General features: G+C 68.2%; 23 protein-coding genes and 2 tRNA genes. 15 read left to right on the top strand and 10 right to left on the bottom strand.

The window, feature by feature from the left end; all coding sequences use genetic code 11:
• Window positions 1-30: 30 nt before the first annotated feature.
• From H512_RS0102730 to H512_RS0102700, 7 genes are all read left to right on the top strand, one after another.
• Window positions 31-1,587, top strand: coding sequence for a D-aminopeptidase (locus H512_RS0102730; RefSeq protein WP_026782218.1), 1,557 nt, complete (start codon window positions 31-33; stop codon window positions 1,585-1,587).
• Between the two features lie 288 nt (window positions 1,588-1,875).
• Window positions 1,876-3,144 (top strand): ROK family transcriptional regulator, encoded by a 1,269-nt coding sequence (locus tag H512_RS0102725; protein ID WP_026782217.1) that lies wholly within the window; start codon window positions 1,876-1,878, stop codon window positions 3,142-3,144.
• Window positions 3,128-4,675: a sugar ABC transporter ATP-binding protein gene (locus H512_RS0102720; RefSeq protein WP_026782216.1), complete on the top strand. Its 1,548-nt coding sequence runs from the start codon at window positions 3,128-3,130 to the stop codon at window positions 4,673-4,675. The genes H512_RS0102725 and H512_RS0102720 overlap by 17 nt, the downstream gene beginning before the upstream one ends.
• A gap of 30 nt (window positions 4,676-4,705) precedes the next feature.
• Entirely contained in the window at window positions 4,706-5,713 is a 1,008-nt protein-coding gene (locus tag H512_RS0102715; RefSeq protein WP_026782215.1) for an ABC transporter permease subunit, read from the top strand.
• Window positions 5,714-5,903: 190 nt separating this feature from the next.
• Window positions 5,904-6,839 (top strand): ABC transporter substrate-binding protein, encoded by a 936-nt coding sequence (locus H512_RS0102710; RefSeq protein ID WP_036789734.1) that lies wholly within the window; start codon window positions 5,904-5,906, stop codon window positions 6,837-6,839.
• A gap of 339 nt (window positions 6,840-7,178) precedes the next feature.
• On the top strand, window positions 7,179-8,183 hold the full coding sequence (locus H512_RS0102705; protein ID WP_026782213.1) for a phosphotransferase enzyme family protein: 1,005 nt from the start codon (window positions 7,179-7,181) through the stop codon (window positions 8,181-8,183).
• Window positions 8,180-9,502 (top strand): aspartate aminotransferase family protein, encoded by a 1,323-nt coding sequence (locus H512_RS0102700; RefSeq protein WP_026782212.1) that lies wholly within the window; start codon window positions 8,180-8,182, stop codon window positions 9,500-9,502. Before H512_RS0102705 ends, H512_RS0102700 begins: the two co-directional genes overlap by 4 nt.
• A gap of 21 nt (window positions 9,503-9,523) precedes the next feature.
• Here the strand turns inward: H512_RS0102700 and fabG are convergent, their stop codons facing one another.
• Window positions 9,524-10,294, bottom strand: coding sequence for a 3-oxoacyl-ACP reductase FabG (gene fabG / locus H512_RS0102695; protein ID WP_026782211.1), 771 nt, complete (start codon window positions 10,292-10,294; stop codon window positions 9,524-9,526).
• 301 nt (window positions 10,295-10,595) lie between these two features.
• Between fabG and H512_RS0102690 the strand changes: the two genes are divergently transcribed.
• The 5 genes from H512_RS0102690 to H512_RS0102670 all read left to right on the top strand — a co-directional run bounded on the left by H512_RS0102690 (window position 10,596) and on the right by H512_RS0102670 (window position 15,457).
• Entirely contained in the window at window positions 10,596-11,735 is a 1,140-nt protein-coding gene (locus tag H512_RS0102690) for an ABC transporter substrate-binding protein (protein ID WP_026782210.1), read from the top strand.
• Between the two features lie 71 nt (window positions 11,736-11,806).
• Entirely contained in the window at window positions 11,807-12,910 is a 1,104-nt protein-coding gene (locus H512_RS0102685) for an ABC transporter ATP-binding protein (protein WP_026782209.1), read from the top strand.
• A gap of 1 nt (window position 12,911) precedes the next feature.
• Window positions 12,912-13,790 (top strand): ABC transporter permease, encoded by an 879-nt coding sequence (locus H512_RS0102680; RefSeq protein ID WP_026782208.1) that lies wholly within the window; start codon window positions 12,912-12,914, stop codon window positions 13,788-13,790.
• Between the two features lie 3 nt (window positions 13,791-13,793).
• Complete coding sequence (locus H512_RS0102675) at window positions 13,794-14,594, top strand: ABC transporter permease (protein ID WP_026782207.1); 801 nt, start codon at window positions 13,794-13,796, stop codon at window positions 14,592-14,594.
• 101 nt (window positions 14,595-14,695) lie between these two features.
• Entirely contained in the window at window positions 14,696-15,457 is a 762-nt protein-coding gene (locus tag H512_RS0102670; RefSeq protein WP_026782206.1) for a DeoR/GlpR family DNA-binding transcription regulator, read from the top strand.
• On the opposite strand, the gene H512_RS22325 is transcribed toward H512_RS0102670, so the two are convergent.
• The 7 genes from H512_RS22325 to hpaR form a co-directional block, all read right to left on the bottom strand.
• Window positions 15,458-15,832 carry a VanZ family protein gene (locus H512_RS22325; protein WP_036789728.1) on the bottom strand — a complete coding sequence of 125 codons (375 nt, stop codon included), beginning with the start codon at window positions 15,830-15,832 and terminating at the stop codon, window positions 15,458-15,460.
• Window positions 15,833-16,097: 265 nt separating this feature from the next.
• Window positions 16,098-16,174: transfer RNA gene (locus H512_RS0102660), tRNA-Arg, on the bottom strand.
• Window positions 16,175-16,211: 37 nt separating this feature from the next.
• Window positions 16,212-16,517 carry an ETC complex I subunit gene (locus tag H512_RS0102655; RefSeq protein WP_026782205.1) on the bottom strand — a complete coding sequence of 102 codons (306 nt, stop codon included), beginning with the start codon at window positions 16,515-16,517 and terminating at the stop codon, window positions 16,212-16,214.
• A 60-nt stretch (window positions 16,518-16,577) separates the two neighbouring features.
• Window positions 16,578-16,654, bottom strand: a tRNA-Pro gene (locus H512_RS0102650).
• 62 nt (window positions 16,655-16,716) lie between these two features.
• Window positions 16,717-17,490 (bottom strand): ABC transporter ATP-binding protein, encoded by a 774-nt coding sequence (locus H512_RS0102645; RefSeq protein ID WP_026782204.1) that lies wholly within the window; start codon window positions 17,488-17,490, stop codon window positions 16,717-16,719.
• An 18-nt stretch (window positions 17,491-17,508) separates the two neighbouring features.
• Window positions 17,509-18,096 (bottom strand): DUF1349 domain-containing protein, encoded by a 588-nt coding sequence (locus H512_RS0102640; protein WP_026782203.1) that lies wholly within the window; start codon window positions 18,094-18,096, stop codon window positions 17,509-17,511.
• 40 nt (window positions 18,097-18,136) lie between these two features.
• Window positions 18,137-18,661, bottom strand: a complete 525-nt coding sequence (hpaR, locus tag H512_RS22320) for a homoprotocatechuate degradation operon regulator HpaR (RefSeq protein ID WP_053239512.1) — start codon at window positions 18,659-18,661, stop codon at window positions 18,137-18,139.
• A gap of 248 nt (window positions 18,662-18,909) precedes the next feature.
• On the opposite strand from hpaR, the gene hydG reads away from it, so the two are divergent.
• The 3 genes from hydG to hydF are packed head-to-tail and all read left to right on the top strand — an operon-like array spanning window position 18,910 to window position 22,965.
• The gene (hydG, locus tag H512_RS0102630) at window positions 18,910-20,310 is read left to right on the top strand and encodes a [FeFe] hydrogenase H-cluster radical SAM maturase HydG (RefSeq protein ID WP_026782202.1); all 1,401 of its coding nucleotides are present in this window, start codon (window positions 18,910-18,912) and stop codon (window positions 20,308-20,310) included.
• A gap of 25 nt (window positions 20,311-20,335) precedes the next feature.
• A complete protein-coding gene (locus H512_RS0102625; RefSeq protein WP_026782201.1) occupies window positions 20,336-21,724 on the top strand; it encodes an aspartate ammonia-lyase in 1,389 nt (462 codons plus the stop codon).
• A gap of 11 nt (window positions 21,725-21,735) precedes the next feature.
• Complete coding sequence (gene hydF / locus H512_RS0102620; protein ID WP_026782200.1) at window positions 21,736-22,965, top strand: [FeFe] hydrogenase H-cluster maturation GTPase HydF; 1,230 nt, start codon at window positions 21,736-21,738, stop codon at window positions 22,963-22,965.
• Between the two features lie 43 nt (window positions 22,966-23,008).
• Here the strand turns inward: hydF and H512_RS0102615 are convergent, their stop codons facing one another.
• Together H512_RS0102615 and hydE are read right to left on the bottom strand one after the other, a co-directional pair.
• Window positions 23,009-23,401, bottom strand: coding sequence for a DUF1236 domain-containing protein (locus H512_RS0102615; protein ID WP_026782199.1), 393 nt, complete (start codon window positions 23,399-23,401; stop codon window positions 23,009-23,011).
• 160 nt (window positions 23,402-23,561) lie between these two features.
• A complete protein-coding gene (hydE, locus tag H512_RS22315; RefSeq protein ID WP_053239511.1) occupies window positions 23,562-24,611 on the bottom strand; it encodes a [FeFe] hydrogenase H-cluster radical SAM maturase HydE in 1,050 nt (349 codons plus the stop codon).
• Window positions 24,612-24,813 lie beyond the last annotated feature (202 nt).

Genomic DNA, 24,813 nt, shown 5'->3' with positions numbered 1-24,813 from the left:
GCGCGCGGCCCATCCGAAGGAAACCTCAATATGTCGTTTGACCCCATCGCCCTCGCCGCCGCCATCGAGTCGCTGCCGGAGCGCTTCAGAGGGCCGGGCGGCGCCGTCGGCGTCGTCAGGGACGGCGAGGTGGTGGTGCGCGAGGCCTGGGGCTATGCCGACCTCGACACCGGCCTGCCGATGACCCCCTCGCGCCTGCTGCCGATCTGCTCGGTCTCCAAGCAGATGACCTGCGCCGTCTTGCTGGCGGCCGTCGGCGATCCCTCGGCGCTCGACGACCGCCTCGCCGATATCCTGCCGAATCTCGAAGGGCGGCGGCCGACCGTCCGCGAGCTGTGCGACAACCGCTCGGGCCTGCGCGACTCATGGGCGCTCACCGTGCTCCACGGCGCCCATCACCAGGGCGTCTTCCGCCGTGAGGATGCGCGGCCGCTGCTGTCGCGCATGAGATCCACTCATTTCGAGCCGGGCAGCCAGTATTCCTACTCCAACGGCAATTTCCGCATTCTCGCCGAACTCATCGAGGAGCGGACCGGCCGTCCGCTCGCCGATCTCTACGCGGCCCACGTCTTCGGCCCGGCCGGCATGACCGACGCCCGCCTCGCCGCCGATACCTCGACGCCGCTCAACGGCACCGTCGGCCATGAGGGAAATTCCGCGGTCGGCTGGTTTCCGGCGACAAACCGCATCGTCTGGCAGGGCGACGCCGGCATCGCCGCGACGCTCGACGACATGCTGGCCTGGGAGCGGTTCATCGACCGCACTCGAAACGATGCCGGCGGCATCTACAATCGCCTGTCGGCGTCGGCGACCTTCTCCGATGGCCGGCCGTCCAGCTACGGCATGGGCCTCGCGCACGACCGAATCGACGACCTCGCGGTCACCGGTCACGGCGGCGCATTGCGCGGCTTCCGCCTCCGCCGCCTGCACGCGGCGCGCGAGCGGTTGTCAGTGGTGGTGATGTTCAATCACGAGGCCGACGCCCACGCCGCCGCCCTGTTCCTGATGCGCGCCGCCCTCGGCCGGCCGGCGGCGCCGGCCAGGGGCATGCCCGCCGATCCGGCGTGGAACGGCGCCTATCTCGAGCCGTCGTCCGGCCTGTTGCTCGACGTCTCCACCCACGGCAATGCCGTCCTCGCCCGCTTCGCCGGCGGCACGGAAGTGCTGTCGGTCGGCGAGGATGGCGTCGCCCGCTCGCGCGGCATGACGCTGGTCCGCGACGGACAGGACCTGGCGATCGACCGGCCGGGCGACAACCTGCGGGGGATGGCATCGCGTCTTGCCGGCACCGCGCGTCCGGACATCGCCGGCCGCTACTGGTCGGAGGAGACCGGGTCGATGCTGGAAATCGAGGCGTCCGGCCGCGCCTTGGCCGGTCGCTTCGACGGTTTTCTCGGCCTCGGACCTATGCACGCCATGAGCCCGGTGGCCGCCGACGTCTGGAAGCTCGCCACGCCGCGCGGCCTGGACGCGCCGCCGCCCGGCGACTGGACCGTCCGCATCAGCCGCGATGCGGCCGGCGCCGCCAGTGGCCTGACCATCGGCTGCTGGCTGGCCCGAAACGTTGTCTTTCGCCGCGTCGGCTGACCGGCTTACCTATTGAAACAATTCAAGGATTGCCTCGCGCCCGCTTTGTGCGCGTTGCGTCCTGCCCGAGCAAAAGTCAACGGCTCCCCGTTCATTCTTTTGGCTCGATTGACGGTGAGAAACGTCGGACCTAGGTTCTTCATCGTGAATTAATTAATCGAGGGAAGCACGGGAGATCTTGCCTCGGCGGGACGACGCGGTTGGGAGGCCGTCGTCGTCCCCTTTGTCAGCCGTCCACCAGTCAGCCAGTCAGCCAATCAGTATTGTCTCGATCCGGGGGGAGAGAGCATGTCGGCCCGCAAGTCGCGGACCGGGCAGGGGTCCAACTCCGCCCAGGTCCGTCTCTACAACGAGCGGATCGTGTTGCAGGCGCTGCGCCGTTTCGGCGAGGCGTCCAAGACCGACCTTGCCCGCGCTGCCGGCCTCACCAACAATGCCGTCGGCGTCATCACCGCCTATCTCGAGGCCGCCGGCCTGGTGGTCGAACGCGGCAAGAAGCGCGAGGGCCAGCGCGGCCAGCCGGCCACCATGCTGTCGCTGGCGCCCGACGGCGCCTACTCGATCGGCGTCCGCATCGACCGCGTCGGCTGCGAGACGGTCTGCGTCGACTTCGGCGGCCGCATCCTGGCCAGCCGCTCGCACGACACGCTGCTGCCGCCGCCCGGCGACATGCTGGCCGCCGTCGCCCGCGACATCGGGTCGATCGAGGCGGAGATCGGGCCGGAGCGCTGGGAGCGGCTCGCCGGCATTGGCCTCGCCCAGCCCTACCACCTCGGAAGCTGGCTCAGGGAACTGGAGCTGCCGGCCAGTTCCTTCCGCCTCTGGGACGACTTCAACTTCGGCGGCGCCCTCGAAGCGAAAACCGGCATCCCGGTGTTCGTGGAGAACGACGGCAACGCCGCCGCCATCGCCGAGCTGTTCTACGGCCACGGCCGGGCGCTGTCCGATTTCGTCTACCTGTTCATCGGCGGCGCCGTCGGCGGCGGCGTCGTGCTCGACGGCGACTGTCTGCGCGGCAGCCGCGGCAACGCCGGCGACTTCGCCATGATGCCGGTGCCGGCCTCCAGCCTGCCGTCGGCGCCCCGGCCGGAACGCTCCTTCGACGTGCTGCTCACCCGCACCTCGCTGGCCGGCCTCCGCCGGCATCTGCGCTGGCACGGCCTTGCCGCCAATACGCTGGCCGACATCGGCGACCTGTTCCGCCGCGCGCCGCGTCCGGCCGCCTTCGACGAGTGGATCGACGACGCCGTCGCCGCCTTCGTGCCGGCCATCCTCGCCACCACCGCGACGCTCGACGTCGACCACGTCGTGCTCGAAGGCGACCTCGACTGCGGCCTCATCGAAACCATCGTCGAGCGTCTCGCCGCGGCGCTCGCCGCCGCCACGCCCGAAAGCGTGCCCGTTCCGAACGTCCTCGACGGTTCCTTCCGGGCGCGCGCCGGCGCGCTCGGCGCCGCCACGCTGCCGCTGTTCTTCAACTTCTCGCCGCGGTCGTCGATCCTGACCGGCACGGCGACCATGTTCAGGGAGTTCCGAGATTATGCCGTCCGCGCCTGAGCAGACACCCATCCTCGAAATGCGGGGCATCACCAAGACCTTTCCCGGCGTGAAGGCGCTGGCCGGGGTCGAGCTGACCGTCTATCCCGGCGAGGTCCACGCCCTGATGGGAGAGAACGGCGCCGGCAAGTCGACGCTGATGAAGATCCTGTCCGGCGCCTACCGCGCCGACCCCGGCGGCGAGATCCGCATCAACGGCGAAGTCATCCACATCGATGGCCCGCTCAGCGCCAAGACCAAGGGCATCGCCGTCATCTACCAGGAACTCAGCCTGTCGCCCAACCTGACGGTGGCCGAGAACATCTATCTCGGCCGCGAGCTGTCGGTCGGCGGCCAGGTCGACCGGGTCCGCATGCGCGCCGAGTGCAAGGGTGTGCTCGACCGGCTCGGCGCCAGCTTCGGACCGGCAACCATCGTGTCGACGCTGTCGATCGCCGAGCGGCAGATGGTGGAGATCGCCCGCGCCATCCACGCCAACGCCCGCATCCTGGTCATGGACGAGCCGACCACGGCGCTGTCGTCGCGCGAGACCGACAAGCTGTTCGACCTGATCCGCACCCTGCGCGCCGACGGCCTGGCCATCATCTACATCTCTCACCGCATGGCCGAGGTCTACGAGCTGGCCGACCGCTGCTCGGTGCTGCGCGACGGCGCCTACGTGGGCACGCTTCTGCGCGACGAGTTGAAGGCCGAGACGCTGGTCAAGATGATGGTCGGCCGCGACCTCTCCAAGTTCTACAAGAAGGATCACGACGCCCAGGGCAGCCGCGGCGAGGTGATCCTCTCCGTCCGCGACATGAGCGACGGTCATCGCGTGCGCGGCTGCTCCTTCGACCTGCACCGCGGCGAGGTGCTCTGCCTTGCCGGCCTGGTCGGCTCCGGCCGCACCGAACTCGCCCGCCTGATCTATGGCGCCGACGGCCGCAAGAGCGGCACGGTGTTGCTGGACGGCAAGCCGATCGACGTTCACCGGCCGATCCAGGCGGTGGATTCCGGCATCGTCTACCTGACCGAGGACCGCAAGGGGCAGGGCCTGTTCCTCGACATGACGGTGCAGGAAAACATCAACCTGCAGGTGATCGGCCGCGACGCGCGTCGCGGTGGCGTCCTCGATCTCAGGAAGGCACGGAGCCGCGCCCTCGACGCCATCAAGGCGCTGTCGATCCGCGTCGCCGGGCCGGTGGTCGAAGTGGGCTCGCTGTCGGGCGGCAACCAGCAGAAGGTGCTGCTGTCGCGCCTCCTGGAGACGCGGCCGCGCGTCCTCATCCTCGACGAGCCGACGCGCGGCGTCGACATCGGCGCCAAGTCGGAGATCTACCGCATCATCGACGATCTGGTGAAGGCCGGCGTCGGCGTGCTGGTCATCTCCTCGGAAATGCCCGAAGTGGTCGGCATCGCCGACCGCGTGCTGGTGATGCGCGAGGGTTACATCGTCGGCGAGGTCGGCGGCACCACCGGCATCGCCATCACCCAGGAAAACATCATCGCCCTGGCCGCCGGCCTCGCTCACCCGAGCGCCCCGGCCGCCTGACGCCACCATTGAGACAACAAGGGAACCGCCATGTCCCAGGAAACGTCATCGGCCGCCGCACTCTCCAGCGAAAAGGCCGCTGCCAACCGCCAGATCCTCATCCAGCAGATCATCCGCACCGTCGGCATGCTGCCGATCCTGATCCTGCTCGGCATCGCCTTCCAGCTGATGTCGGGCCGCTTCTTCTCACCGCAGAACCTCTCCATCGTCACCCAGCAGGCGTCGATCAACACCGTGCTGGCCTGCGGCATGACGGCGGTGATCCTGACCGGCGGCATCGACCTCTCCGTCGGCTCCATTCTCGCCGCCTCGGCCATGGTGGCGGTGATCGGCTCGCTGATCCCCGACATGGGCATGATCGGCATCCCGCTCGCCCTGTTCGCCGGTCTGGTATTCGGCCTGATCAACGGCTCGCTTGTCGCCTTCATCGGCCTGCCGCCGTTCATCTCGACGCTCGGCTCGCTGACCGCCGTGCGCGGCGTCGCCCGCCTCCTGGGCGGCGACACCACCGTCTTCAACTCGCACCTGCCCTTCGCCTTCATCGGCAACGGCTACATCTTCGGCATTCCCTGGCTGGTGGTGATCGCCTTCCTGTCGGTGATCGTCACCTGGATCATCCTGCGCCGGACGGTGCTCGGCGTGCACATCTACGCCACCGGCGGCAACGAGAGCGCCGCGCGCCTCTCGGGCATCAAGGTGTGGGCGGTATTCCTGTTCGTCTACGGCTTCTCGGGGCTGATGGCCGGCCTCGGCGGCGTGATGAGCGCGGCGCGCCTGTTCGCCGCCAACGGCACCCAGCTCGGCCAGTCCTACGAACTCGACGCCATCGCCGCGGTCATTCTGGGCGGCACGTCGTTCACCGGCGGCGTCGGCTCGATCTGGGGCACGCTGATCGGCGCACTGATCATCGCCGTCCTGTCCAACGGCCTGGTGCTCGTCGGCGTCAGCGACATCTGGCAGTACATTATCAAGGGCCTCGTCATCATCATCGCCGTGGCGCTCGACCGCGTCCGCTCGCAGGGCGGCGCCCGCACCTGACATTACGCAATTCGGCGGCGGGCCGCGCCCGCCACCGCATCTGGGGTGCCGCATTCGCCGGTGGCAATCGGCGGCGGCGACACCCCGGCAATCCACCGGCGGGACCGCGTCGCGGCCGGCCGAACACAGCCGGCGCGCCGGGCGGGAGGAGACCCGTTGGTTCAGCCGGCCCCCAAGGAGGAGTTACGCTATGAAGTCTCGCAGCATTCTGCTCGCCGCCGCCGCCGCCGTTGCTCTCACCGGCGCCGCCGGGGCCAAGGATCTCAACAAGATCGGCATCTCGCTCGGCTCGATGGGCAACCCGTTCTTCGTGGCGCTTGCCACCGGCGCCACCGACAAGGCCAAGGAAGTCAATCCCAACGTCGAAGTCACCGCCCTCGGCTACGACTACGATCTGAACAAGCAGTTCACCCAGATCGACAACTTCATCGCCGCCGGCGTCGACCTGATCCTCCTGAATCCGGCCGACCCGAAGGCCGTAGCGCCCGCCATCGCCCGCGCCCAGGCCGCCGGCATCCCGGTGGTCGCCGTTGACACCGCCGCCGAAGGCGCCGACGCCACCGTGACCACCGACAACGTGCAGGCCGGCGAGATCGCCTGCCAGTACATCGTCGACAAGCTGGGCGGCAAGGGCGACGTCGTCATCGTCAACGGCCCGCAGGTGTCGGCGGTCATCGACCGCGTCGTCGGCTGCAAGAAGGTGTTCGCCGCCAACGCCGACATCAAGGTCCTCTCCGACGACCAGGACGCCAAGGGCTCGCGCGACGGCGGCCTCAACGTCATGCAGTCGATGCTGACCCGCTTCGAGAAGATCGACGCCGTGTTCGCCATCAACGATCCGACGGCGATCGGCGCCAGCCTTGCCGCCAAGCAGGCCAACCGCACGAACCTGTTCATCACCTCGGTCGACGGCGCGCCGGACATCGAGGCCGAGCTGAAGGACACCTCGTCGCTGGTGGTCGCCTCGTCGAGCCAGGATCCCTATGCCATGGCCCAGCTGGCCACCGAGATCGGCATCGGCCTGATCAACGACAAGAAGCCCGAGCAGCAGGTGACGCTGCTGCCGTCCAAGCTGGTGACGCGCGACAACATCGCCGACTACAAGGGCTGGACGGCCGCCCGCTGATCCGCGCCTGATCATTCCGTCGTCTGAACAGCATCCCCGGAGAGCGCCGCTTTCCGGGGATGCGCCTTTTGGGCGTCGCGCTGCGGGCCGGCCTCGCGTCCGGCGCACCATCCGGGTTAGGAAGGTGCCGGAGCCGTTCCGGCAAGAGCGGGAACCGGGTTTGCGTTCGGCGAGGAGATGGCGCGTGTCCCGTGAACCTGGTCTCGCCGGGCATGCCCGTCGCCTCTTCGCCCGGCGCGCTGCCGGCGGCGCAGGCAGGGCTGCCCGCTTTTTGATGTTGCAATTCCAACATTATTATTGTTGCATCTCCAAACATAGTCCCAGATGGATCCGGCCAGCATGCTCTATGACGATGCCTTCCTCGCCCGCCTCGAAACCGGCCTGCGCGCCGCGCTTCCAACCTGGAATATCGGAGAAACGGCGGAATTGTCGCTGTTGACTATCTCCGAGAACGCCACCTTCCTGGTCGATGACGCGGCCGGCGGCCGTCGCCTGGTGCTGCGCGCCCATCGCCCGGCCTACCACAGCGACGAGGAGATCACCTCCGAACTGACCTGGATCGAGGCGCTGCGCGCCGCCGGCATCGTCGCCACGCCGGCGCCGGTGCATGCCCGCGACGGCCGGTTGCTCGTTCCCTTCTTCGACGGCGAGACGCGGCGCAACGCCGTCGCCTTCGAGTTCATGAGCGGCAGGGCGCCCGACGAGGCCGGCGACCTCGCCCGCTGGTACGGCCACCTCGGCGAGATATCGGCGCGCCTGCACGCCCACAGCCGCGCCTGGTCGCCGCCACCGGGCTTTGCCCGCAAGACCTGGACCTTCGACACCATTGCCGGCCCCGACGCCTACTGGGGCGACTGGCGGCGCGCCCTTGGCCTCGACGCGGCCGGCCGGACGCTGCTCGAGCGGCTGGCGGCGCGCCTGCACCACGAGACGGCGGCCTTCGGCACGACGCCCGACCGCTTCGGCCTGATCCATGCCGACATGCGCGCCGCCAACCTCCTGGTCAACGGCGACCGGCTCGGCGTCATCGACTTCGACGACTGCGGCTTCTCCTGGTTCGCCTACGATTTTGCCGCCTCCATTTCCTTCATGGAGGCCGAGCCCTTCGTGCCCGGACTGATGGCCGCCTGGCTTGACGGTCATGCCCGCGTCGCGCCGCTCGATGCCGAGCAGGCGGCGGCCCTGCCCATGCTGGTGATGCTGCGGCGGCTGCAACTCACCGCCTGGATCGCCTCGCACGCCGAGACTCCGACCGCCCGCGCCATGGGCCCGGCCTACACCGCCGGCACCGTCGACCTCGCCGACCGCTATCTTTCCGCCGGCTTCCTCAAGGGTGTGGCATGAGCGCGACCAAAGAGATCCTCGCCCTCAACCGCTTCGAGGCCACCGACGCCGCCGCATTGCCGGCCGATCTCGCGGCGCGCGTCGCCCGGCGGCAGGCCACCTTCGGCGCCTCCTCGGTGCTGTTCTACAAGGAGCCGATCGAGATGGCGCGCGGCGAGGGCGTCTTCCTCTACGACGTCCACGGCCGGCGCTATCTCGACGTCTACAACAACGTGCCGTCGATCGGCCATTCGCATCCGGCGGTCGCCGAGGCAGTGGCGCGGCAGATCGCCGTCCTCAACATCCACACCCGCTATCTCACGGCGCCTGTCGAGGCCTATGCCGAGGCGCTGCTGTCGAAGTTCCCGGCGCCGCTCTCCAATCTGGTGATGACCTGCACCGGCTCGGAGAGCAACGACCTCGCGATGCGTGTCGCCGAAGCGGCGACCGGCAAGGCCGGCTTCATCGTCACCCGCGCCGCCTATCACGGCAACACCCGGCACGTCACCGCCATCTCGCCGTCATCGTCCCGGACCAAGCCGGTGCCGGACTTCGTTCGCGTCATCCCCGAGCCCGATCCGGCCCTGGCGCCCGACGTCGCCGCCGCCTTCGCCGCCAATCTCCAGGCGGCGATCGACGACCTCGAGGCGGCGGGCGTCGGCTTCGCGGCGGTGATCGTCGACACCATCTTCTCCTCCGACGGCATCTACGCCGATCCGCCCGGCTTCCTGAAGGCGGCGGTCGAGGTGGCGCACAAGGCCGGCGGCCTGTTCATCGCCGACGAGGTGCAGCCCGGTTTCGGCCGCACCGGCGGCGGCCTCTGGGGCTTCTCGCGCCATGCAATCGTCCCCGACATCGTCACCATGGGCAAGCCGATGGGCAACGGCTTCCCGATGGCTGGCGTCGTCACCCGGCCGGAGCTGCTGTCGCGCTTTTGCGAGGAGACCGGCTATTTCAATACCTTCGGCGGCAATCCGGTGGCCGCCAGCGCCGGTCTGGCGGTGCTTGGCGTCATCGAACGGGAAGGGCTGATCGACAACGCCCGCGAGGTCGGCGCCTATTTCAAGGCCGGTCTCGCGACGGTGATGGGCAACCGCCGCGACATCGGCGCCGTGCGCGGCGCCGGCCTGTTCATCGGCCTCGACTTCATCGACGATGGCGGCCGGCCCGACGCCGGCCTCGCCACCTTCGTCATCAACGCCCTGAAGGAACGCGGCATCCTGATCGGTGCCGCCGGCCTCTCCGGCAGCACGCTGAAGATCCGGCCGCCGCTCTGCTTCTCCAGGGATAACGCCGACTTCTTCATCGAGGCGCTGAAGGCGGTCCTGTCGGCGCGGTGACGGCGCGAAAGCGCCGCCCCCTCACATCGCCTCCAGCGCGCCGAGGCTTTCCGGCAGGATCTGGCCGCCGTCGACGGTGATCGTCTGGCCGGTGATGTAGCCGGCCTCCTCGGAGGCGAGGAACAGCGCGGCGTTGGCGATGTCGGCCACCGTGCCGAGCCGCCGCATCGGGATCGACGCCTCCATCTTCGCCATATAGTCCGCGCCAACGCCTTCCAGCCCCTCGGTGAGGATGTTGCCCGGCAGCACGGCGTTGACGGTGATGCCCTTCGGCGCCAGCTCGATCGCCGCCGTGCGCATGAAGCCGAGCTGGCCGGCCTTGCTGGCGCCGTAGTGCGCCCAGCCGGGATAGCCGGTGATGGCGCCGGTGATCGATGAGGTGAGGATGATGCGGCCGCCACCGGCCGCCGTCATCGCCGGCAGCACCGCCGATACGCTGAGGAAGGTCGAGCGGAGGTTGGTGGCGATCACGTGGTCGAAGTCGGCCGCCGTCATCTCCGACAGCCTGGCGGCCGGGAAGATGCCGGCGTTGGCGCAGAGCACGTCGATCGAGCCGTAGCGCTCGACGGCCGCCGCGGCCATGGCGGCGCAACCCTCCGGCGTCGACACGTCGGCGGCAAGGCCGCTGGCGTTGGGGCCGATCGCCCCGGCCACCGCCGCCGCATCCGCCTCGCTGCGCGACACCACCAGCACGTTGAGGCCGGCTTCGCCGAAGCGGAGGGCGATTCCCTTGCCGATGCCGCGGCTGCCGCCGGTGACGATTGCCGTCTTTCCATGTAGTGACTTCAACATTTTGTTCCCACTCTCTTTGTTGCTTGACCAAAATTCCGGCAGGGCGTCCAGCTTTGCGGCAGCCTTCGACCAACAAACGGGCTTTTTCCGAAATCCGCCATAATCTGCGGAAAATCGGGCGTTGCAGACGGTGCCTTCTGCGTCGCATGCCGAGCGAGCCCTTCGCTTGCCGCACATCTGCCCCTCTATGACGGCTAGCATGCCCAACGAAATTGATGTTGTAAACAACACATTTTTGCGACAGACTTCCAACATAAGAAAACGGGAACAGTGCAACCATCAGCAGGAAAGGGTTTTCACCATGGGTCCGCTATCCAGACGCAACATGCTGCAGATGATGGGCGCGGCGGCCTTCGCCGGTCCGCTCATCGGCGCCAGCCGCGCCTTCGCCGCCCGCGAGGGCGAACTCAACATTCTCTGCTGGGAGGGCTACAACTCGGCGCAGGTGCTCGACCCGTTCCGGGCCGAGAAAAGCGCCACGGTGAAGGCCGAAAGCCTCACCAACGACCCGACGATGATCAACCGCCTCCGGGCCGGCGAGACCGCCGTCTGGGACCTGATCAACGTCAACAATCCCTGGGCGCGCAAGGTGATGGCGCCGGCCGGCCTGATCAAGCCGCTGCCGCGCGATACCTTCGAGCCCTATTTCGACAGGATGCTGCCGGCCTTCAAGGCGCCCTACCGCTGGGCGATGAGCGACGACGGCAAGGATCTGCTCGGCATGGCCCAGCGCTTCGGGCCCTATTCCTTCGTCGTCAACACCGACAAGATCAGCCGCGCCACCGCCGAGGAGCAGGGCTGGAACCTGTTCAACGATCCCGCGCTGGCCGGCAAATACGGCATCCTCGAATCCGACGACTGGAATGTCTTCGACATCTTCCTCACCGCCGGCATCAACCCCTTCGTCGAGCACAGCGAGGCCGACTTCAAGGCCTTCGAGGAGACGGCGGTGCGCGTCTTCAAGGGCGCCAAGATGATCGGCGACATCGCCACCATGAATCAGGCGCTGATCTCCGGCGAGATCGACCTCTACTTCACCGGCGGCACCTATTCGGTATCGCCGGCCCGCGCCGACGGCTACCCCAACCTCCGCGCCATCACGCCGCTGAAAGGGCCGATCGACGGCAAGGGCGGCGTCTCCTGGATCGAGATCACCTCGACGGTCAACAACCCCGAGCTGTCGCCGCTGGCCACAGAGTTCCTCGAATATGTGCAGGGGCCGGAGGTGGCCCATACCGTGGCCTTCGCCGAGGGCACCTTCAACCCAGTGACGCAGATGGGCAATCCCGACTGCTTCAAGCTGTTCACCAAGGAGGAACTCGACGCCATCCAGTGGGACAGCCTCGAGGAGGAGATGGCCCGCTCGGCCGAATACGACATCGTGCCGGACTACGACAAGGCGCTGGAAATCGTGCTGGCCGCCAAGCGCCAGCGCGGCTGACCCGCGCCCGGACATCGCCGTCCGCCGCACGGCGGGCGGCTCCCTTGCCCTGCCTTCAGGATGCCTCGCCCATGTCGTCTGTTGCCTCTCCCACGCCCTTCTCGCCCGCCGCCCCGAAGACGCCGCGGCCGGTGCTGCAACTCGTCGATGTCTGCAAGCTGTTCGACGGCTTCGCGGCGGTCGACGGCATCAGCCTCGACATTGATGAGGGTGAGTTTGTCACCATCGTCGGCCCGTCCGGCTCCGGCAAGACGACGCTGCTCAGGATGCTGGCCGGCCTCGAAAGCCCCAGCGACGGCTACATCACGCTGCGCGGCGAACTGATCAACGACGTGCCGTCCAACCGCCGGCCGACCTGCCTCGTCTTCCAGTCGCTCGCCCTCTTTCCGCACATGACGGTGGGCGACAACATCGAGTTCCCGCTGCGCGTCCGCAAGGTGGCCCCCGACGAGCGGCGCAGGCGGGCGCTGGAACTGATGGCCAAGGTGCGCCTGCCCGAGGACTATTACGCCAAGAACGTCATGCTCTGCTCGGGTGGCGAGAAGCAGCGCGTGGCGCTGGCCCGCGCCTTCGCCTACGACCCCGACGTGCTGTTCTTCGACGAGCCGCTCAGCGCCCTCGACTACAAGCTGAAGAAGCTCCTGGAGAAGGAGCTGAAGGACCTCCACCGCGAGAGCGGCAAGACCTTCGTCTACATCACCCATTCGCTCGAAGAGGCGATGGTGATGTCCGACCGCATCGGCGTCATGCGCGCCGGCAAGCTGGTGCAGATCGGCACGCCCGAACAGATCTACACGGCGCCGGCCGACCGCTTCGTCGCCGAGTTCTTCGGCGAGGTGAACGTCATCCCCGTTCGTCGCTCGGCCGACGGCTGGCTGCGCCGCGACGGCCGGCCGGTGGCGGTGGCGCCCGGTCTCGCTATCGCCGGCGACGAGGCCAGCGTCGTCGTCCGCCCCGAATACATGCGCTTCGTGACGGCGGAAGCCGGCGCCGACAACACGATTTCCGGCACCATCTTCAACGAGTATTCGCTCGGCTCGCGTCTGCAATACCAGGTGAGAAGCCGCACCGGCCGCACCTTCCTCGTCGAGGTGCCGCGCGCCGCCGCCTGGAAGGGCGACGGCGAGGTGACCATCGGCTGGGATGCCGCAAGCGCCATCGTGGTGGGAGGCTGAGATGGCGGAAACCTTGCTCTCCGCTCCCGCGCCGAAGCTGACGCCCGGCCTGCGCGCCGCCCTGCCGGTGCTGGCGCTGCTCGCCGCCGGCTTCCTCGCCCCGCTTCTCACCGTCGCCGCCTACGCCTTCGCGACGCCCAAGAGCTTCGACGTCTTCCGCTCCTTCACGCTGGAGAACTTCGCGGCGATCTTCGACACCAACAACACCGTCTGGATGTCCTTCGCCTGGGCGCTGGCGCTCGCCTTTGCCTGCGTGGTGATCCTGCTGATCGTCTGCTACCCGATCGCCTATGGCCTCAACCGGGTGTTCGGCCGCTGGTCGGGCCTCGTGTCGGTGCTGTTCGTCTTCCCGCTGTTCGTCTCCGAGAACGTCCGCCTCTACGGCTGGGTGCTGTTCTTCATCAAGAACGGCGTGCTCGACGGCGCCCTGAAATGGTTCGGCTTTCCCGGTGGACCGGAGCTGCTCTACACCCCCGGCATCACCCTGTTCGGCATGGTCTACGTCTATCTGCCGTTCATGCTGTTCCCGATGACGCTCGGCATCGCCATGATCCCGCGCGACCTCGTCGACGCCGCCCGCGACCTCGGCGCCAACAGGCTGATGATCTGGCGGGCGGTGGAGCTGCCGCTCGCCATGCCCGGCATCCTGATCGGCGCGCTGCTCACCTTCGTGCTGTCGGCCGGCGCCGTGGCCGAATCCAAGATCCTCGGCGGACAGTCGGTGATCACCATCACGCAGGATATCGAGGCGGCCTTCACCTACGCCCAGAACTGGCCGCTCGGCTCGGCTCTCGCCCTCATCCTCGTGCTGATCGTTTCCGGACTGGCGCTCGCCGCCATGGCCCGGCTCGACCTCGACAAGATCCTCGGAAAGCGCTGAACCATGCACACCCTCGGCGAAACCCGCAGCCGTTTCCTCATCCGCGCCTGGACCGCCTTCGTGGTGCTGGCCATCTACCTGCCGATCGCCTGCGGCGCGCTGGCCGGCCTGTCGAAAGGGCGCTACTTCGCCTTTCCGGTCAGGGTGCTGTCCGGCGAGTGGTGGGGCAAGACCTGGGACAGCTTCGAGATCCACGTCCTCGTCCAGAACTCGCTGCTGATCGCCCTGCTCGTCACCGTGCTGAGTGTCCTCTTCGCCTTCTTCGGCGCGCTGGCCTTCGCCCGCTATCCCTGGAAGGGCCGCCGCGCCTTCCAGCGCCTGTTGCTGCTGCCGATCTTCTTTCCGCAACCGGTGCTCGGCCTGGCGCTGCTGCTGTGGTTCAACGCGCTCGGCATCAGCCCCACCTGGAAGACGGCGGTGGTCGCCCATCTCGTCTGGATCGTGCCGGTGGTGACGCTGGTGATCGCCATCCAGGTATTCAGCTTCGATCCCGTCCTGGAGGAGGCGGCGAGCGATCTCGGCGCATCGCGCCTCTTCACGCTGCGCACGGTGACGCTGCCGATCCTCTGGCCGGGCATCTGGTCGGGCGCGCTGTTTGCCTTCCTGCTCTCCTGGGGCAATTTCCCGCTATCGCTCTATACGGCCGGCGCCGATTCGACGGTGCCAAAATGGCTCTATTCCAAGATGGTGGCCGGCTACACGCCGATGGTGCCGGCGCTCGGCACCATGAGCACGCTGGCCGCCGCGGCGCTGCTCCTGGCCGGCGGGCTGATCCGGATATTGGTCCGGCGGCGCATGAGGTAGCGGACAAGCCGGAAGGCGCCTTGACCGCCGTCGGCCCGACCTGAAAACCTGTCAAACGAAGGGACGGGCCGAGTCGCCCGAACGGGAGCGGAACGCGCAGCATGAAGCGGACAAAGACGTCGCGGCAGACGCAGATCCTCGCCGAGCTCGATTCCAGCCCGTCCTTGCGCGTCGCCGAACTGGCGCGACGGCTCGACGTCTCCACCGAGACCATCCGCCGCGACCTCGACGAGCTGACGACGCAGGGTCTGCTCAACCGCACCTATGGCGGCGCCGTACGGCCGCTCAGCACCGAGCCGTCGGTCACCGAGCGCCACCGCCTCTACGTTGAGGAGCGCCAGCGCATCGCCCGCGCCGCGCTGAAGGTGATCGGCGACGCCCGCGTGCTGATGATCGGTTCCGGCGCCACCACCGTCCACGTTGCCCGCCGCATCGCCATCGAGATGAAGAATATCACCGTCATCACCCATTCCTTCGGCGTGGCAACGGTGCTGGCCTTCAATCCGACCATCAAGGTGCTGATGCTGCCCGGCGACTATCATGCCAGCGAGGGCGCCACCGTCGGCTCGCACGCCGTGTCCTTCCTCGGCAACTTCTACGCCGACTGCGCCATCACCGGCGCCTCGGGCCTCACCGTCGACGGCCCGTCGGAGGCGCTGCTGGAATGCGGCGCCGTCTACACGGCGATGGTGGCGCGGGCGGCGAAATGCGTGGTGGTGGCCGACCATTCCAAGTTCGACGCCGTCTTTCCCTCCCGCTACGCCTCCTGGCGCGACATCGCCGCACTGATCACCGACGCCTCGCCGCCGGACACGCTGGCGGCGGCACTGAAGCAGTCGGGCGTCGAGCTGACGGTGAGCTGATCAGCGCGAGGCGATGGCGAGCGCCGAGCGGGCGACGGTGACGAAGGCGCGGGCGAGAAGCAGCCCGGCGAGGGCACCGATCGTCGAGGCGGCCCAGTTGTCGAGGCCGGGGCCGCGACCGGGGATAAACATCTGTATTCCCTCGAAGAGAAGCGAGGCGGCCGATAGCAGGACGACGATCCGCCAGCCGCGCAACGCCGGCAGCGTCGAGGCGAAGAAGGCGGTGCCGGCATAGGCGAGGAAATGCTCGACGTTTCCCGAGCCGAAGATGTGCGGGCGCTCGGCGCCCGGCAGGACCGACAGCACCACGACGGCGACGAGACAGGCCACGCCCGCCGCCTGGAAAAGCCGCCGTCCGATGCGTTCCACGTCCATCGCGCCGCTCCTGCCGGGATTTCGCCCCGGATTTCGCCGACCTCCATCCTGCCGGAAAAAGGGGCGGCAGCAAGGCGGCAGACGCGCCGCACCGAAGCCGGTTGCGGCGCCCATGAAATCATGTCGATCACCGGCCAAAAGGTTCTTTCCAAGTCGGCCATCATCCGCCTTGAAGAGCATGCCCCAGACGAAATCTCCCAACCCTGATCAAAGGTTGCGAATTCTGCACCGTATCGCGTTGATTAGGCGCTTCTATTTTTGAAGTTGGCGACTCCAGCAGGGCTCGAACCTGCGACCTGCCGCTTAGAAGGCGGCTGCTCTATCCAGCTGAGCTATGGAGCCGTCGGGCCGGCGGACTACCGCCGCAAAACAGACCGGCTCAGTGCGTCCAGGTCTCGGCTTTGGAAAACTTGAAGTTGTCGGAGTAGGAGAGCTTCTTCGGCGTCCGCTCCTTGGGTTCCATCACCTGATAGGCGAGGCCCTCGCGCACCGCGTAGGCGATCGCCTCGTCCCGCGTGTCGAAGGAAAGGCGCACCTGCTGGCGCATGTCGCCCGACGAGGTGTAGCCCATCAAAGGTTCGATGCTCTTGGGCTTCTCGGGCTCGAATTCCAGGAGCCAGCGCTCCGTACGGCCCTGTCCGGACTGCATGGCGGTCTTGGCAGGCTTGTAGATTCGCGCCGGCATCGGGGTCCTCTCCTCTGTCGCGAACGATCTTCGAACGAAGACCGTGGGAAACCAGAGGTTTGGTCGGGGCAGCAAGATTTGAACTTGCGACCCCCTGCTCCCAAAGCAGGTGCGCTACCAGACTGCGCTATGCCCCGTGACAAACCTGACGGTTACCTAGCGTTTCGGGGCCGGCTGCGCAATAGGCTGCACCGCTTGCTCAACCGGCCTCCGGCAGCAGCGCCTCGGTCAGCCGGTCCTCGAGCGCGTGGAAGGCGGCCTCGCGCAGCAGCGCCGGCGCGCGCGGCCGGCCGAAGGGCACCGTCACCTCCTCGGCGATGCGGCCGGGGCGCGGGCTCATCACCGCCACGCGGTCGGCCAGGAACAGCGCCTCGTCGACGGCGTGGGTGACGAGCAGCGTCGTTGTCCGCGCCGCGCTCCAGATGCGCTGCAATTCGAGGTTCATCTGCCGCCGCGTCACCGCGTCGAGCGCTCCGAACGGCTCGTCGAGCAGCAGCAGCTCCGGCTCCAGCGCCAGCGCCCGGGCGATGGCGACGCGCTGGCGCATGCCGCCGGAGAGTTCGTCCGGCCGCGCCCGCTCGAAGCCGGCAAGGCCGACGAGGTCGATCAGCGCGGCGACGCGCTGGGCGTCCGTCGCAAGGCCGGCCAGGCGGAAGGACATGGCGATGTTGCCGCTGACGTCGAGCCAGGGCAGCAGCGCCGCGTCCTGGAAGGCGAAGCCCAGCTTGTGGGCCCGGCAGAGCGCCTCTGGATCGCCGCCGTGCACGCTGACCGTGCCTTCGCTCGGGCGGTCGAGCCCGGCGACCAGCCTGAGGATGGTGCTCTTGCCGCAGCCGGACGGGCCGATCAGCGCCACGAATTCGCCTGTGGCCACCGTGAGGTCGACGCCGGAGAGCGCCGTCACGCTGCCGCCGGCCTCGGTGGCGAACACCTTGCCGACGCCGGCAAGCGCGATGGCGGGAGCGGACAGCATGGCGTGACCTCCGGCGTTTCAGGCTTCGGCGTGCAGGGGGTCGGTCGAGGCCGGCCCGATCGAAAAATCGGAGAACACGGCGACGAAGCCGGCCCGGGTCGGCGAGCAGGCCATCGGCCCGACCAGATAGCGCGGCGCCTCGGGGACGGCGGCGAGGCGGAGCATTGGCCAGCGCTCGCCGTCCCTAGACGCCTGGATGCGCGCGGCGCCGGCCTGGACGGTCAGCCGCAGCCGGACGTCGTCGAGGCCCCCGAAGGGCTGGGCGATCGACCAGTCGGACCGGCCGTCGGTCGCCACCACCGACAGGAACGGCGCGCCGTCGGTCAGCTCGACGCCGCACTTCAGCCAGCGCCTTTCGTCGAGGCGCAACAGCAGGCCGGCCTGATCGTAGAGGGCGGCGTAGTCGGCGCGGATGCGCGCCTCGACGGTGAACCCGTCGTCGGCCGGCAGCAGGTAGGCATGGCCGTTGTCGTGGACGAAGCCGTAATGGGTCTCGCGCCAGAAATCGGTCTCGGCCTCGGTGGCGACGGTCAGCGTGCCGCCGTCGATCTCCCAGTGGGAAGGCTCGTTCAGCCAGGCGCCACCGTCAAATCCCGTCTTCAGCATGTCTCCTCCGCCGTTTCGCCAATCATTCCGCTCGCCGGCCTCAGGCGTCGGAGCCGGCGTCGCCGGTATCGGCGAGCGGCATCGTCAGATCCTGCTCGACGTCCCTGAGCAGCCGCATCAGCGTGTCGAAGCGTTCCTTGCCGATCCGTGTCGCCATGGCGGCATAGATGTTCTCGATCCATACGGCGGCCGCGTCGATGGTCTTGCGCCCCTCGGGCGTCAGCGAGATCAGCCAGGCCCTGAGGTCGGCCGGATCGGGGCGGCGGGCGATCAGGTGGCGCTTCTCGAGGTCGCGCAGGATGCGCGACAGCGACGGCGGCAGCAGGAAGGTGGACATGGCGAGGCCGGTGGCGTCGATCTCCGGCACCGAATCGAGCGCCCGCAGCACGCGCCACTGCTGCTCGGTGAGATCGACCGATCTCAGCGCCGGCCGGAACTGCCGCATCACCGCTTCCCGCGTCCTCAGAAGGGCGACCGGCAACGAACGGGAGACGCCCCTGAGGCGCACCCGCCCGCGCGCCTCCCGGCAGGCGGCGGACAAGGCTTCGTCGTTCCTGGCGTTCATTCGAACCTTCCTTGTTATGAGGTCTCGAACCTACCCGGTTTTTGTGCGGGAGGAAACGCCGCGATGGACCGGCGCCTCCCCGGCCGGGCAAGATGATCGCCTGTGGCGACGGCTCGTTTCTTGTTTTATTACCGGGTTGTTCCAGTTAACCGAGTTAGGATTGATCTTGCGCAAATCGTCCTGGCGCAAGATCGGGCAGTGTCGCCTCGAAAAAGCTCCGGCGGACGGGCCGGTGAAAGGCTGACACGATGACCAAGACCGAACGGATCACCTGGCTCGACGAATCCCGTATCGAGGCGGAAATCGCCGCCACCGCCGCCGGCGCCGACCGGCAGCGCGTGCGCGACATCCTCGACAAGGCGGCCCTGCTCGGCGGCCTCTCCGAGGACGACGTCGCCGTGCTCTGCGCCGTCACCGATCCCGACCTGATGGACGAGCTGTTCCACACCGCCGAGAAGGTGAAGACGGAGATCTACGGCCCACGCATCGTGCTGTTCGCGCCGCTCTATTTCTCCAACATCTGCCTCAACGAGTGCGTCTACTGCGCCTTCCGCCGCTCCAACAAGGAACTGGACCGCAAGATCCTGACCATGGAGGAGATCGAGGCGGAGACGGCCGCCCTGATCGACCAGGGCCACAAGCGCCTGCTGCTGATCGGCGGCGAGGCGTTTCCGAAGACCGGCTTCCAGTATCTGATCGACGCCATCGAGAAGATCTATTCGGTGAAGCGCGGCCGCGGCGAGATCCGCCGCATCAACGTCAACGTCGCGCCGCTCGAAACCGACGAGTTCGTCCGCCTGAAGGCGACCGGCATCGGCACCTATCAGCTGTTCCAGGAGACCTACAACCGCAAGGTCTACGAGGCGATGCATCCGTCGGGCGCCAAGGCCGACTTCGACTGGCGCGTGTCGGTGATGGACCGCGCCATGGCGGCCGGCATCGACGACGTCGGCATCGGTCCGCTGTTCGGCCTGCACGACTGGCGCTTCGAGGTGCTGGCCACCATGCAGCACATCGCCCATCTGGAAGACGCCTTCGGCGTCGGCCCGCACACCATCTCGGTGCCGCGCATGGAGCCGGCCTTCGGCTCGGACGTGTCGATGGCGCCGCCGCATGCCGTCTCCGACGACGACTTCCGCAAGATCATCGCCATCCTGCGCCTCGCCGTGCCCTACACCGGCATCATCCTGTCGACGCGCGAAAGCCCGGAAATGCGCCGCGAGGCCTTCCGGCTCGGCGTGTCGCAGATCTCCGGCGGCAGCCGCACCAACCCCGGCGGCTACGCGACGCCGGTCGAGGAGCATGCCGCCCAGTTCACCCGCGGCGACCACCGGCCGCTCGACGAGGTGGTGCGCGACATCGCCGCCAGCGGCTGCGTGCCGTCCTTCTGCACCGCCTGCTACCGCATGGGCCGCACCGGCGCCGATTTCATGGACCTTGCCAAGCCCGGCCTGATCCGCGAAATGTGCGGGCCGAACGCCCTGTCGTCCTTCATGGAATACATGCTCGACTACGGTTCCGACGACACCTGCGCGGCGGGTGAAAAGGCGGTGGCCGCCGAGGTCGCCACCATGGAGCCGAAGATCGCCCGCTATTCTGAGACGATGATGCGCAAGGTGCGCGAGGGCAAGCGCGACGTCTACCGCTGAGGCGGGCGTCGTCCGGAGGCAGGCGATGGCGCGGCGCGAGGCCGATCTCATCGGCGAGCGTGAGGTTCCCGAGGATGTCCTCTGGGGCATCCATACGGCGCGCGCCCGCGACAACTTTCCGCTCAGCGGCCGGCCGGCCCATCCCGAGCTGATCAGGGCCTATGCGGCGGTGAAGATCGCCGCGGCGAAGACCAACCACCGCCTCGGCTTCCTCGCCGACGACGTCGGGGAGGCGATCGTCCGCGCCGCCCGCGAGATCGAGGACGGCACGCTGTTGTCCGAGATCGTCGTCGACGCGCTGCAGGGCGGCGCCGGCACCTCGCTCAACATGAACGTCAACGAGGTGATCGCCAACCGCGCCGAGGAACTCTTGGGCGGCCGGCGGGGCGTCCACGCCCGCGTCCACCCCAACGACCACGTCAACCTCAACCAGTCGACCAACGACACCTTCCCGACGGCGCTGAAGATCGCCGCCATCCGCCTGCTGCACCGGCTGGAGAAGGCCGTCGCCGACCTTCAGGTCGCCTTCCAGGACAAGGAACGGGCGTGGTCGGGGGTGGTCAAGATCGCCCGCACTGAGTTGCAGGACGCCTGTCCGATCGCCTACGGCGCCGTGTTCTCGGCCTGGGCCGAGGCGCTGTCGCGCGACCGCTGGCGCGTCTTCAAGTGCGAGGAGCGGCTGCGCGTCGTCAACCTCGGCGGCACCGCCATCGGCACTGCCATCGCCGCGCCGCGCGACTACGTGTTCATGGTCACCGAGGTGCTGCGCGAGGTGACCGGCCTCGGCCTCGCCAGGGCGGAAAACCTCGTCGACGCCACGCAGAACGCCGACGCCTTCGTCGAGGTGTCCGGCATCCTGAAGGCCAATGCCGTCAACCTCTTCAAGATTTCCTCCGACCTCCGCCTGTTGTCGTCGGGGCCGCAGGCCGGATTGGGCGAGATCGTCCTGCCGGCCGTGCAGGCGGGCTCGTCGATCATGCCGGGCAAGGTCAACCCGGTGATCCCCGAGGCTGTCGGCCAGGCGGCGATGAAGGTGATGGGCAACGACCAGGTGGTGACTCTGGCCGCCCAGAACGGCCAGTTGGAACTCAACGCCTTCCTGCCGCTCTTGGCCGACGCGCTGCTCGACAGCCTCGACCTCCTGGAAGCCGCCGCCACCATCTTCCGCACCCGCTGCGTCGAGGGGCTGTCGGTCGACGAGGCGGCCTGCCGGCGGATTGTGGCCGGAAGCCGCGCCGTCGTCACGGCGCTGTTGCCGCGCCTCGGCTACGAGACGGCCACCGAGGTGGCGACCGCCGCCCGCGACAGTGGCCGCTCGGTGATCGAGATCGTCCTCGAACGCCGGCTGATCGAGCCGGCCGACCTCGAACGCCTGTTGTCCGCCAACGCCATGACGGCGCTGGGCACCAGATAAGGACCAAGACAATGCTCGCCACGCCCAAGGGTCTCCGCCTGCACATCGGCGTCTACGGCCGGCGCAACGTCGGCAAGTCGTCCTTGGTCAACCTTCTGATCGGCCAGCAGGTGTCGATCGTCTCCGACGTCGCCGGCACCACCACCGACCCGGTCGAGAAGGCGATGGAACTGCTGCCGATCGGTCCGGTGCTGTTCGTCGACACCGCCGGCATCGACGACGTCGGCGATCTCGGCGGCATGCGCGTCGAGAAGACGCTGAAGGCGCTCGACCACACCGACCTCGGCATCATCGTCACCGACGGCCCGATCGGCGACGACGAGGTCAGGCTGATGGACGCGCTCGCCACCCGCGAGACGCCCTATTGCGTCGTCTTCACCAAGGCCGACCTCGGCGCGCCGCCCGAGGCGGCGCTCGCGGCGGTCAAGGCGCGCGACGTGCCCTTCGCCGCCATTTCCACGGCCTCGAAAGCCGACGCCGCCCGCGTGCGCGAACTGATCCTGGAGGCGGCGCCGGAAAGCTCGTTCGAGGTGCCGCATCTCCTCGCCGACCTGGTGCCGGCCGGCGGCCACGTCGTGCTGGTGGTGCCGATCGACCTTTCGGCCCCCAAGGGCCGGCTGATCCTGCCGCAGGTGATGGCCATCCGCGACATCCTCGACGCCGACGCCAGCTGCACCGTTGTCAAGGAGCGCGAACTGGCGGCGACGCTGAAATCCTTCGCGAAGAAGCCCGATCTGGTGGTCTGCGACAGCCAGATCGTGCTGAAGGCGGCGGCCGATACGCCGGACGACGTGCCGCTGACCACCTTCTCGATCCTGATGGCCCGCTTCAAGGGCGACCTCGTCCGGCTCGCCGAGGGCGCCGCCCGGATCGACCGGCTGAAGCCCGGCGACAAGGTGCTGATCGCCGAGGCCTGCACCCACCATTCCATGGCCGACGACATCGGCCGGGTGAAGATCCCGCGCTGGTTCCGCCAGTATGCCGGCGGCGACATCGAGTTTGAGACCATGGCCGGCCGCGCCTTCCCCGACGACCTCAGCCCCTACGCGCTGGTCGTCCAGTGCGGCGCCTGCACCGTCAACCGCAAGCAGGCGCTGCTCCGCATTCGGCAGGCCGAGCGGCAGGGCGTGCCGATCACCAACTACGGCGTCGCCATCAGCCGGGTGCAGGGCGTGCTCAACCGTTCGCTGGGGCCATTCCCGGCGGCGCGCATCGCCTTCGAGCGGGCCAACGCCCAATGAAAAAGCGGGGCCGGAGCCCCGCTTTTCAAGCGACGATCGGCCGTTAGTTGACGACCTGCAACACCGTGCGGCTCTGCGGGTCGACGATGACGCGCTCGTTGTTGACGACCGTATAGTAGTAGTTGTCGTAGCCGGGCACCGGATAGAGCACCACGGTGGTCGGCAGCGGCTGTCCGACGACGATCGGCTGGTCGTAGACCACCGACGGCGTCGTCTGCTGGACCACCACGGTGCGGACCTCCGGCGGTGGCGGGGCGAGAATGGTACCGATGGCCGCGCCGGCGACGCCGCCGACCACCGCGCCCACCGGACCGCCAACGACGGCGCCGGTCGCGGCGCCGCCGACCGCGCCGGAGACGGTGCCCTCCTGGGCGAAGGCGTTGGACGCGAAGGCGGCGGCGCCGGCCAGAATCGAGGCTGCAAGAATCCTGTTCATCTCGAACTCTCCTTTCCGTTGATGCCCGGACAACGGCCGGCGGCCGGCGATTGTTCCAAAGTCGGAGAGGAGGGCAACGGACGACGGCCCGCGACCAACCGGGCCGCGGGGCGGGTTCAAGCCGAGCAGTCGAAACTGAGAATGCCAGAATTGGCGGAGATCACCGCGCCTTGATCGAGTGCCCCGGCCCCTGGCCGATCAGCCGGCCGATCGACCAGATGCGGGCGGCGGCACAGCCCGAGCACTGGTGGTCGTCTTCGTCGACGCAGGGCTTGTCCGGATAGAGCATGTAGTTCTTGCGGAAGCGGCCGGGCGTGGCGTTGGGCATGAACACGTTGGCGCCGCGTTGCAGCACCAGGTCGCGGCCGGCGTGCGGGAAGATGGCGTCGAAGGCCGTCGTCGCCGGGATGTGGGCGCGCGGGTTGACGATGCGGAGCGCCGCCACGGCGGCGAAGAACATGTCGGTGTCGCCGGCATAGGCGTTGGCAAGGCCGGCGAGCGGCGTGTCGGGATGGGCGATGAACGGCCCGATGCCGATCATGTCGAGGTCGAGATCGCGGCAGAGCAGGATGTTATCGGCGAGGATGTCGAGCGTCTCGCCGGGCACGCCGATCATGAAGCCGGAACCGACCTGCACGCCGAGGCTGCGCAGGTCCTTCAGGCAGCGGATGCGCTCGTCGAGGTCGCAGTCGGGATGGAGGTAGGCGAAGAGGGCGGGGTTGGAGGTCTCGAAGCGCAGGAGATAGCGGTCCATGCCGGCCGCCCGCCAGCGGGCGTAGGTGTCGTGCGGCCGGTTGCCGGCGCTCATCGTCACGGCGAGCCGCGTCTCGGTCTTGATCCGCCGGATGATCCGCTCGATGCGCGCGTCTTCCTTCTCCGCCGCCACCTCGCCCGATTGCAGCACGATGGTGGTCTGCTGCCAGCCCTCCATGCGGCGGGCCACTTCGAGGATTTCCTCCTCCTCGATGCGGTAGCGGCGCACGCCGTGGTTGGACTTGCGGATGCCGCAGTAGAGGCAGTCGTTGGCGCAGACGTTGGAGAACTCGACGATGCCGCGCAGGAACACCTCGTCGCCCATGTGGTCCTTGCGCACCGCGTTGGCGCGGGCGAACAACGCCTCGCGCGGCAGTTCGAACAGCGCCTTGACGGCGGCATGGTCGAAAACGTCTCCGGCCGGGGTGGTGTCCAGGAGGGCGGCGGCATTCGTCATGGGCTGTCCAAAAACTTATATGTGTTGGGAAAGATATAGCCTGAACAGCGCCCCGGCGACAGGCGGCGCCCATCCCGCCGAATACGTAGACGAAACGTTTTGAATGGCCCTTCGCCGGATTCGATTCTAGCTTCCTGCGACGTGCGGCCCGGAGGGGGGAGGAACTCGCCGGGCTCGACGTTCACTAGGTGACCTGCGAACG

Source organism: Pleomorphomonas koreensis DSM 23070, assembly GCF_000425185.1.
In the GTDB taxonomy this organism is placed as follows: Bacteria; Pseudomonadota; Alphaproteobacteria; order Rhizobiales; family Pleomorphomonadaceae; genus Pleomorphomonas; species Pleomorphomonas koreensis.
The sequence above is the reverse complement of the archived record's forward strand: the minus strand, read 5'-3'. Positions and strand labels throughout refer to the sequence as shown.

Bases quoted from the DNA above. Each gene is read 5' to 3' on its own strand.
- H512_RS0102690 (WP_026782210.1), top strand. From the start codon at position 10,596: ATGGGTCCGCTATCCAGACGCAACATGCTGCAGATGATGGGCGCGGCG.
- H512_RS0102725 (WP_026782217.1), top strand. From the start codon at position 1,876: ATGTCGGCCCGCAAGTCGCGGACCGGGCAGGGGTCCAACTCCGCCCAG.
- hydG (WP_026782202.1), top strand. From the start codon at position 18,910: ATGACCAAGACCGAACGGATCACCTGGCTCGACGAATCCCGTATCGAG.
- H512_RS0102710 (WP_036789734.1), top strand. From the start codon at position 5,904: ATGAAGTCTCGCAGCATTCTGCTCGCCGCCGCCGCCGCCGTTGCTCTC.
- H512_RS0102685 (WP_026782209.1), top strand. From the start codon at position 11,807: ATGTCGTCTGTTGCCTCTCCCACGCCCTTCTCGCCCGCCGCCCCGAAG.
- H512_RS0102715 (WP_026782215.1), top strand. From the start codon at position 4,706: ATGTCCCAGGAAACGTCATCGGCCGCCGCACTCTCCAGCGAAAAGGCC.
- H512_RS0102680 (WP_026782208.1), top strand. From the start codon at position 12,912: ATGGCGGAAACCTTGCTCTCCGCTCCCGCGCCGAAGCTGACGCCCGGC.
- H512_RS0102670 (WP_026782206.1), top strand. From the start codon at position 14,696: ATGAAGCGGACAAAGACGTCGCGGCAGACGCAGATCCTCGCCGAGCTC.
- H512_RS0102705 (WP_026782213.1), top strand. From the start codon at position 7,179: ATGCTCTATGACGATGCCTTCCTCGCCCGCCTCGAAACCGGCCTGCGC.
- H512_RS0102720 (WP_026782216.1), top strand. From the start codon at position 3,128: ATGCCGTCCGCGCCTGAGCAGACACCCATCCTCGAAATGCGGGGCATC.
- hydE (WP_053239511.1), bottom strand. From the start codon at position 24,611: ATGACGAATGCCGCCGCCCTCCTGGACACCACCCCGGCCGGAGACGTT.
- hydF (WP_026782200.1), top strand. From the start codon at position 21,736: ATGCTCGCCACGCCCAAGGGTCTCCGCCTGCACATCGGCGTCTACGGC.
- H512_RS22325 (WP_036789728.1), bottom strand. From the start codon at position 15,832: ATGGACGTGGAACGCATCGGACGGCGGCTTTTCCAGGCGGCGGGCGTG.
- hpaR (WP_053239512.1), bottom strand. From the start codon at position 18,661: ATGAACGCCAGGAACGACGAAGCCTTGTCCGCCGCCTGCCGGGAGGCG.
- H512_RS0102700 (WP_026782212.1), top strand. From the start codon at position 8,180: ATGAGCGCGACCAAAGAGATCCTCGCCCTCAACCGCTTCGAGGCCACC.
- H512_RS0102615 (WP_026782199.1), bottom strand. From the start codon at position 23,401: ATGAACAGGATTCTTGCAGCCTCGATTCTGGCCGGCGCCGCCGCCTTC.
- H512_RS0102655 (WP_026782205.1), bottom strand. From the start codon at position 16,517: ATGCCGGCGCGAATCTACAAGCCTGCCAAGACCGCCATGCAGTCCGGA.
- H512_RS0102625 (WP_026782201.1), top strand. From the start codon at position 20,336: ATGGCGCGGCGCGAGGCCGATCTCATCGGCGAGCGTGAGGTTCCCGAG.
- H512_RS0102730 (WP_026782218.1), top strand. From the start codon at position 31: ATGTCGTTTGACCCCATCGCCCTCGCCGCCGCCATCGAGTCGCTGCCG.
- fabG (WP_026782211.1), bottom strand. From the start codon at position 10,294: ATGTTGAAGTCACTACATGGAAAGACGGCAATCGTCACCGGCGGCAGC.
- H512_RS0102645 (WP_026782204.1), bottom strand. From the start codon at position 17,490: ATGCTGTCCGCTCCCGCCATCGCGCTTGCCGGCGTCGGCAAGGTGTTC.
- H512_RS0102640 (WP_026782203.1), bottom strand. From the start codon at position 18,096: ATGCTGAAGACGGGATTTGACGGTGGCGCCTGGCTGAACGAGCCTTCC.
- H512_RS0102675 (WP_026782207.1), top strand. From the start codon at position 13,794: ATGCACACCCTCGGCGAAACCCGCAGCCGTTTCCTCATCCGCGCCTGG.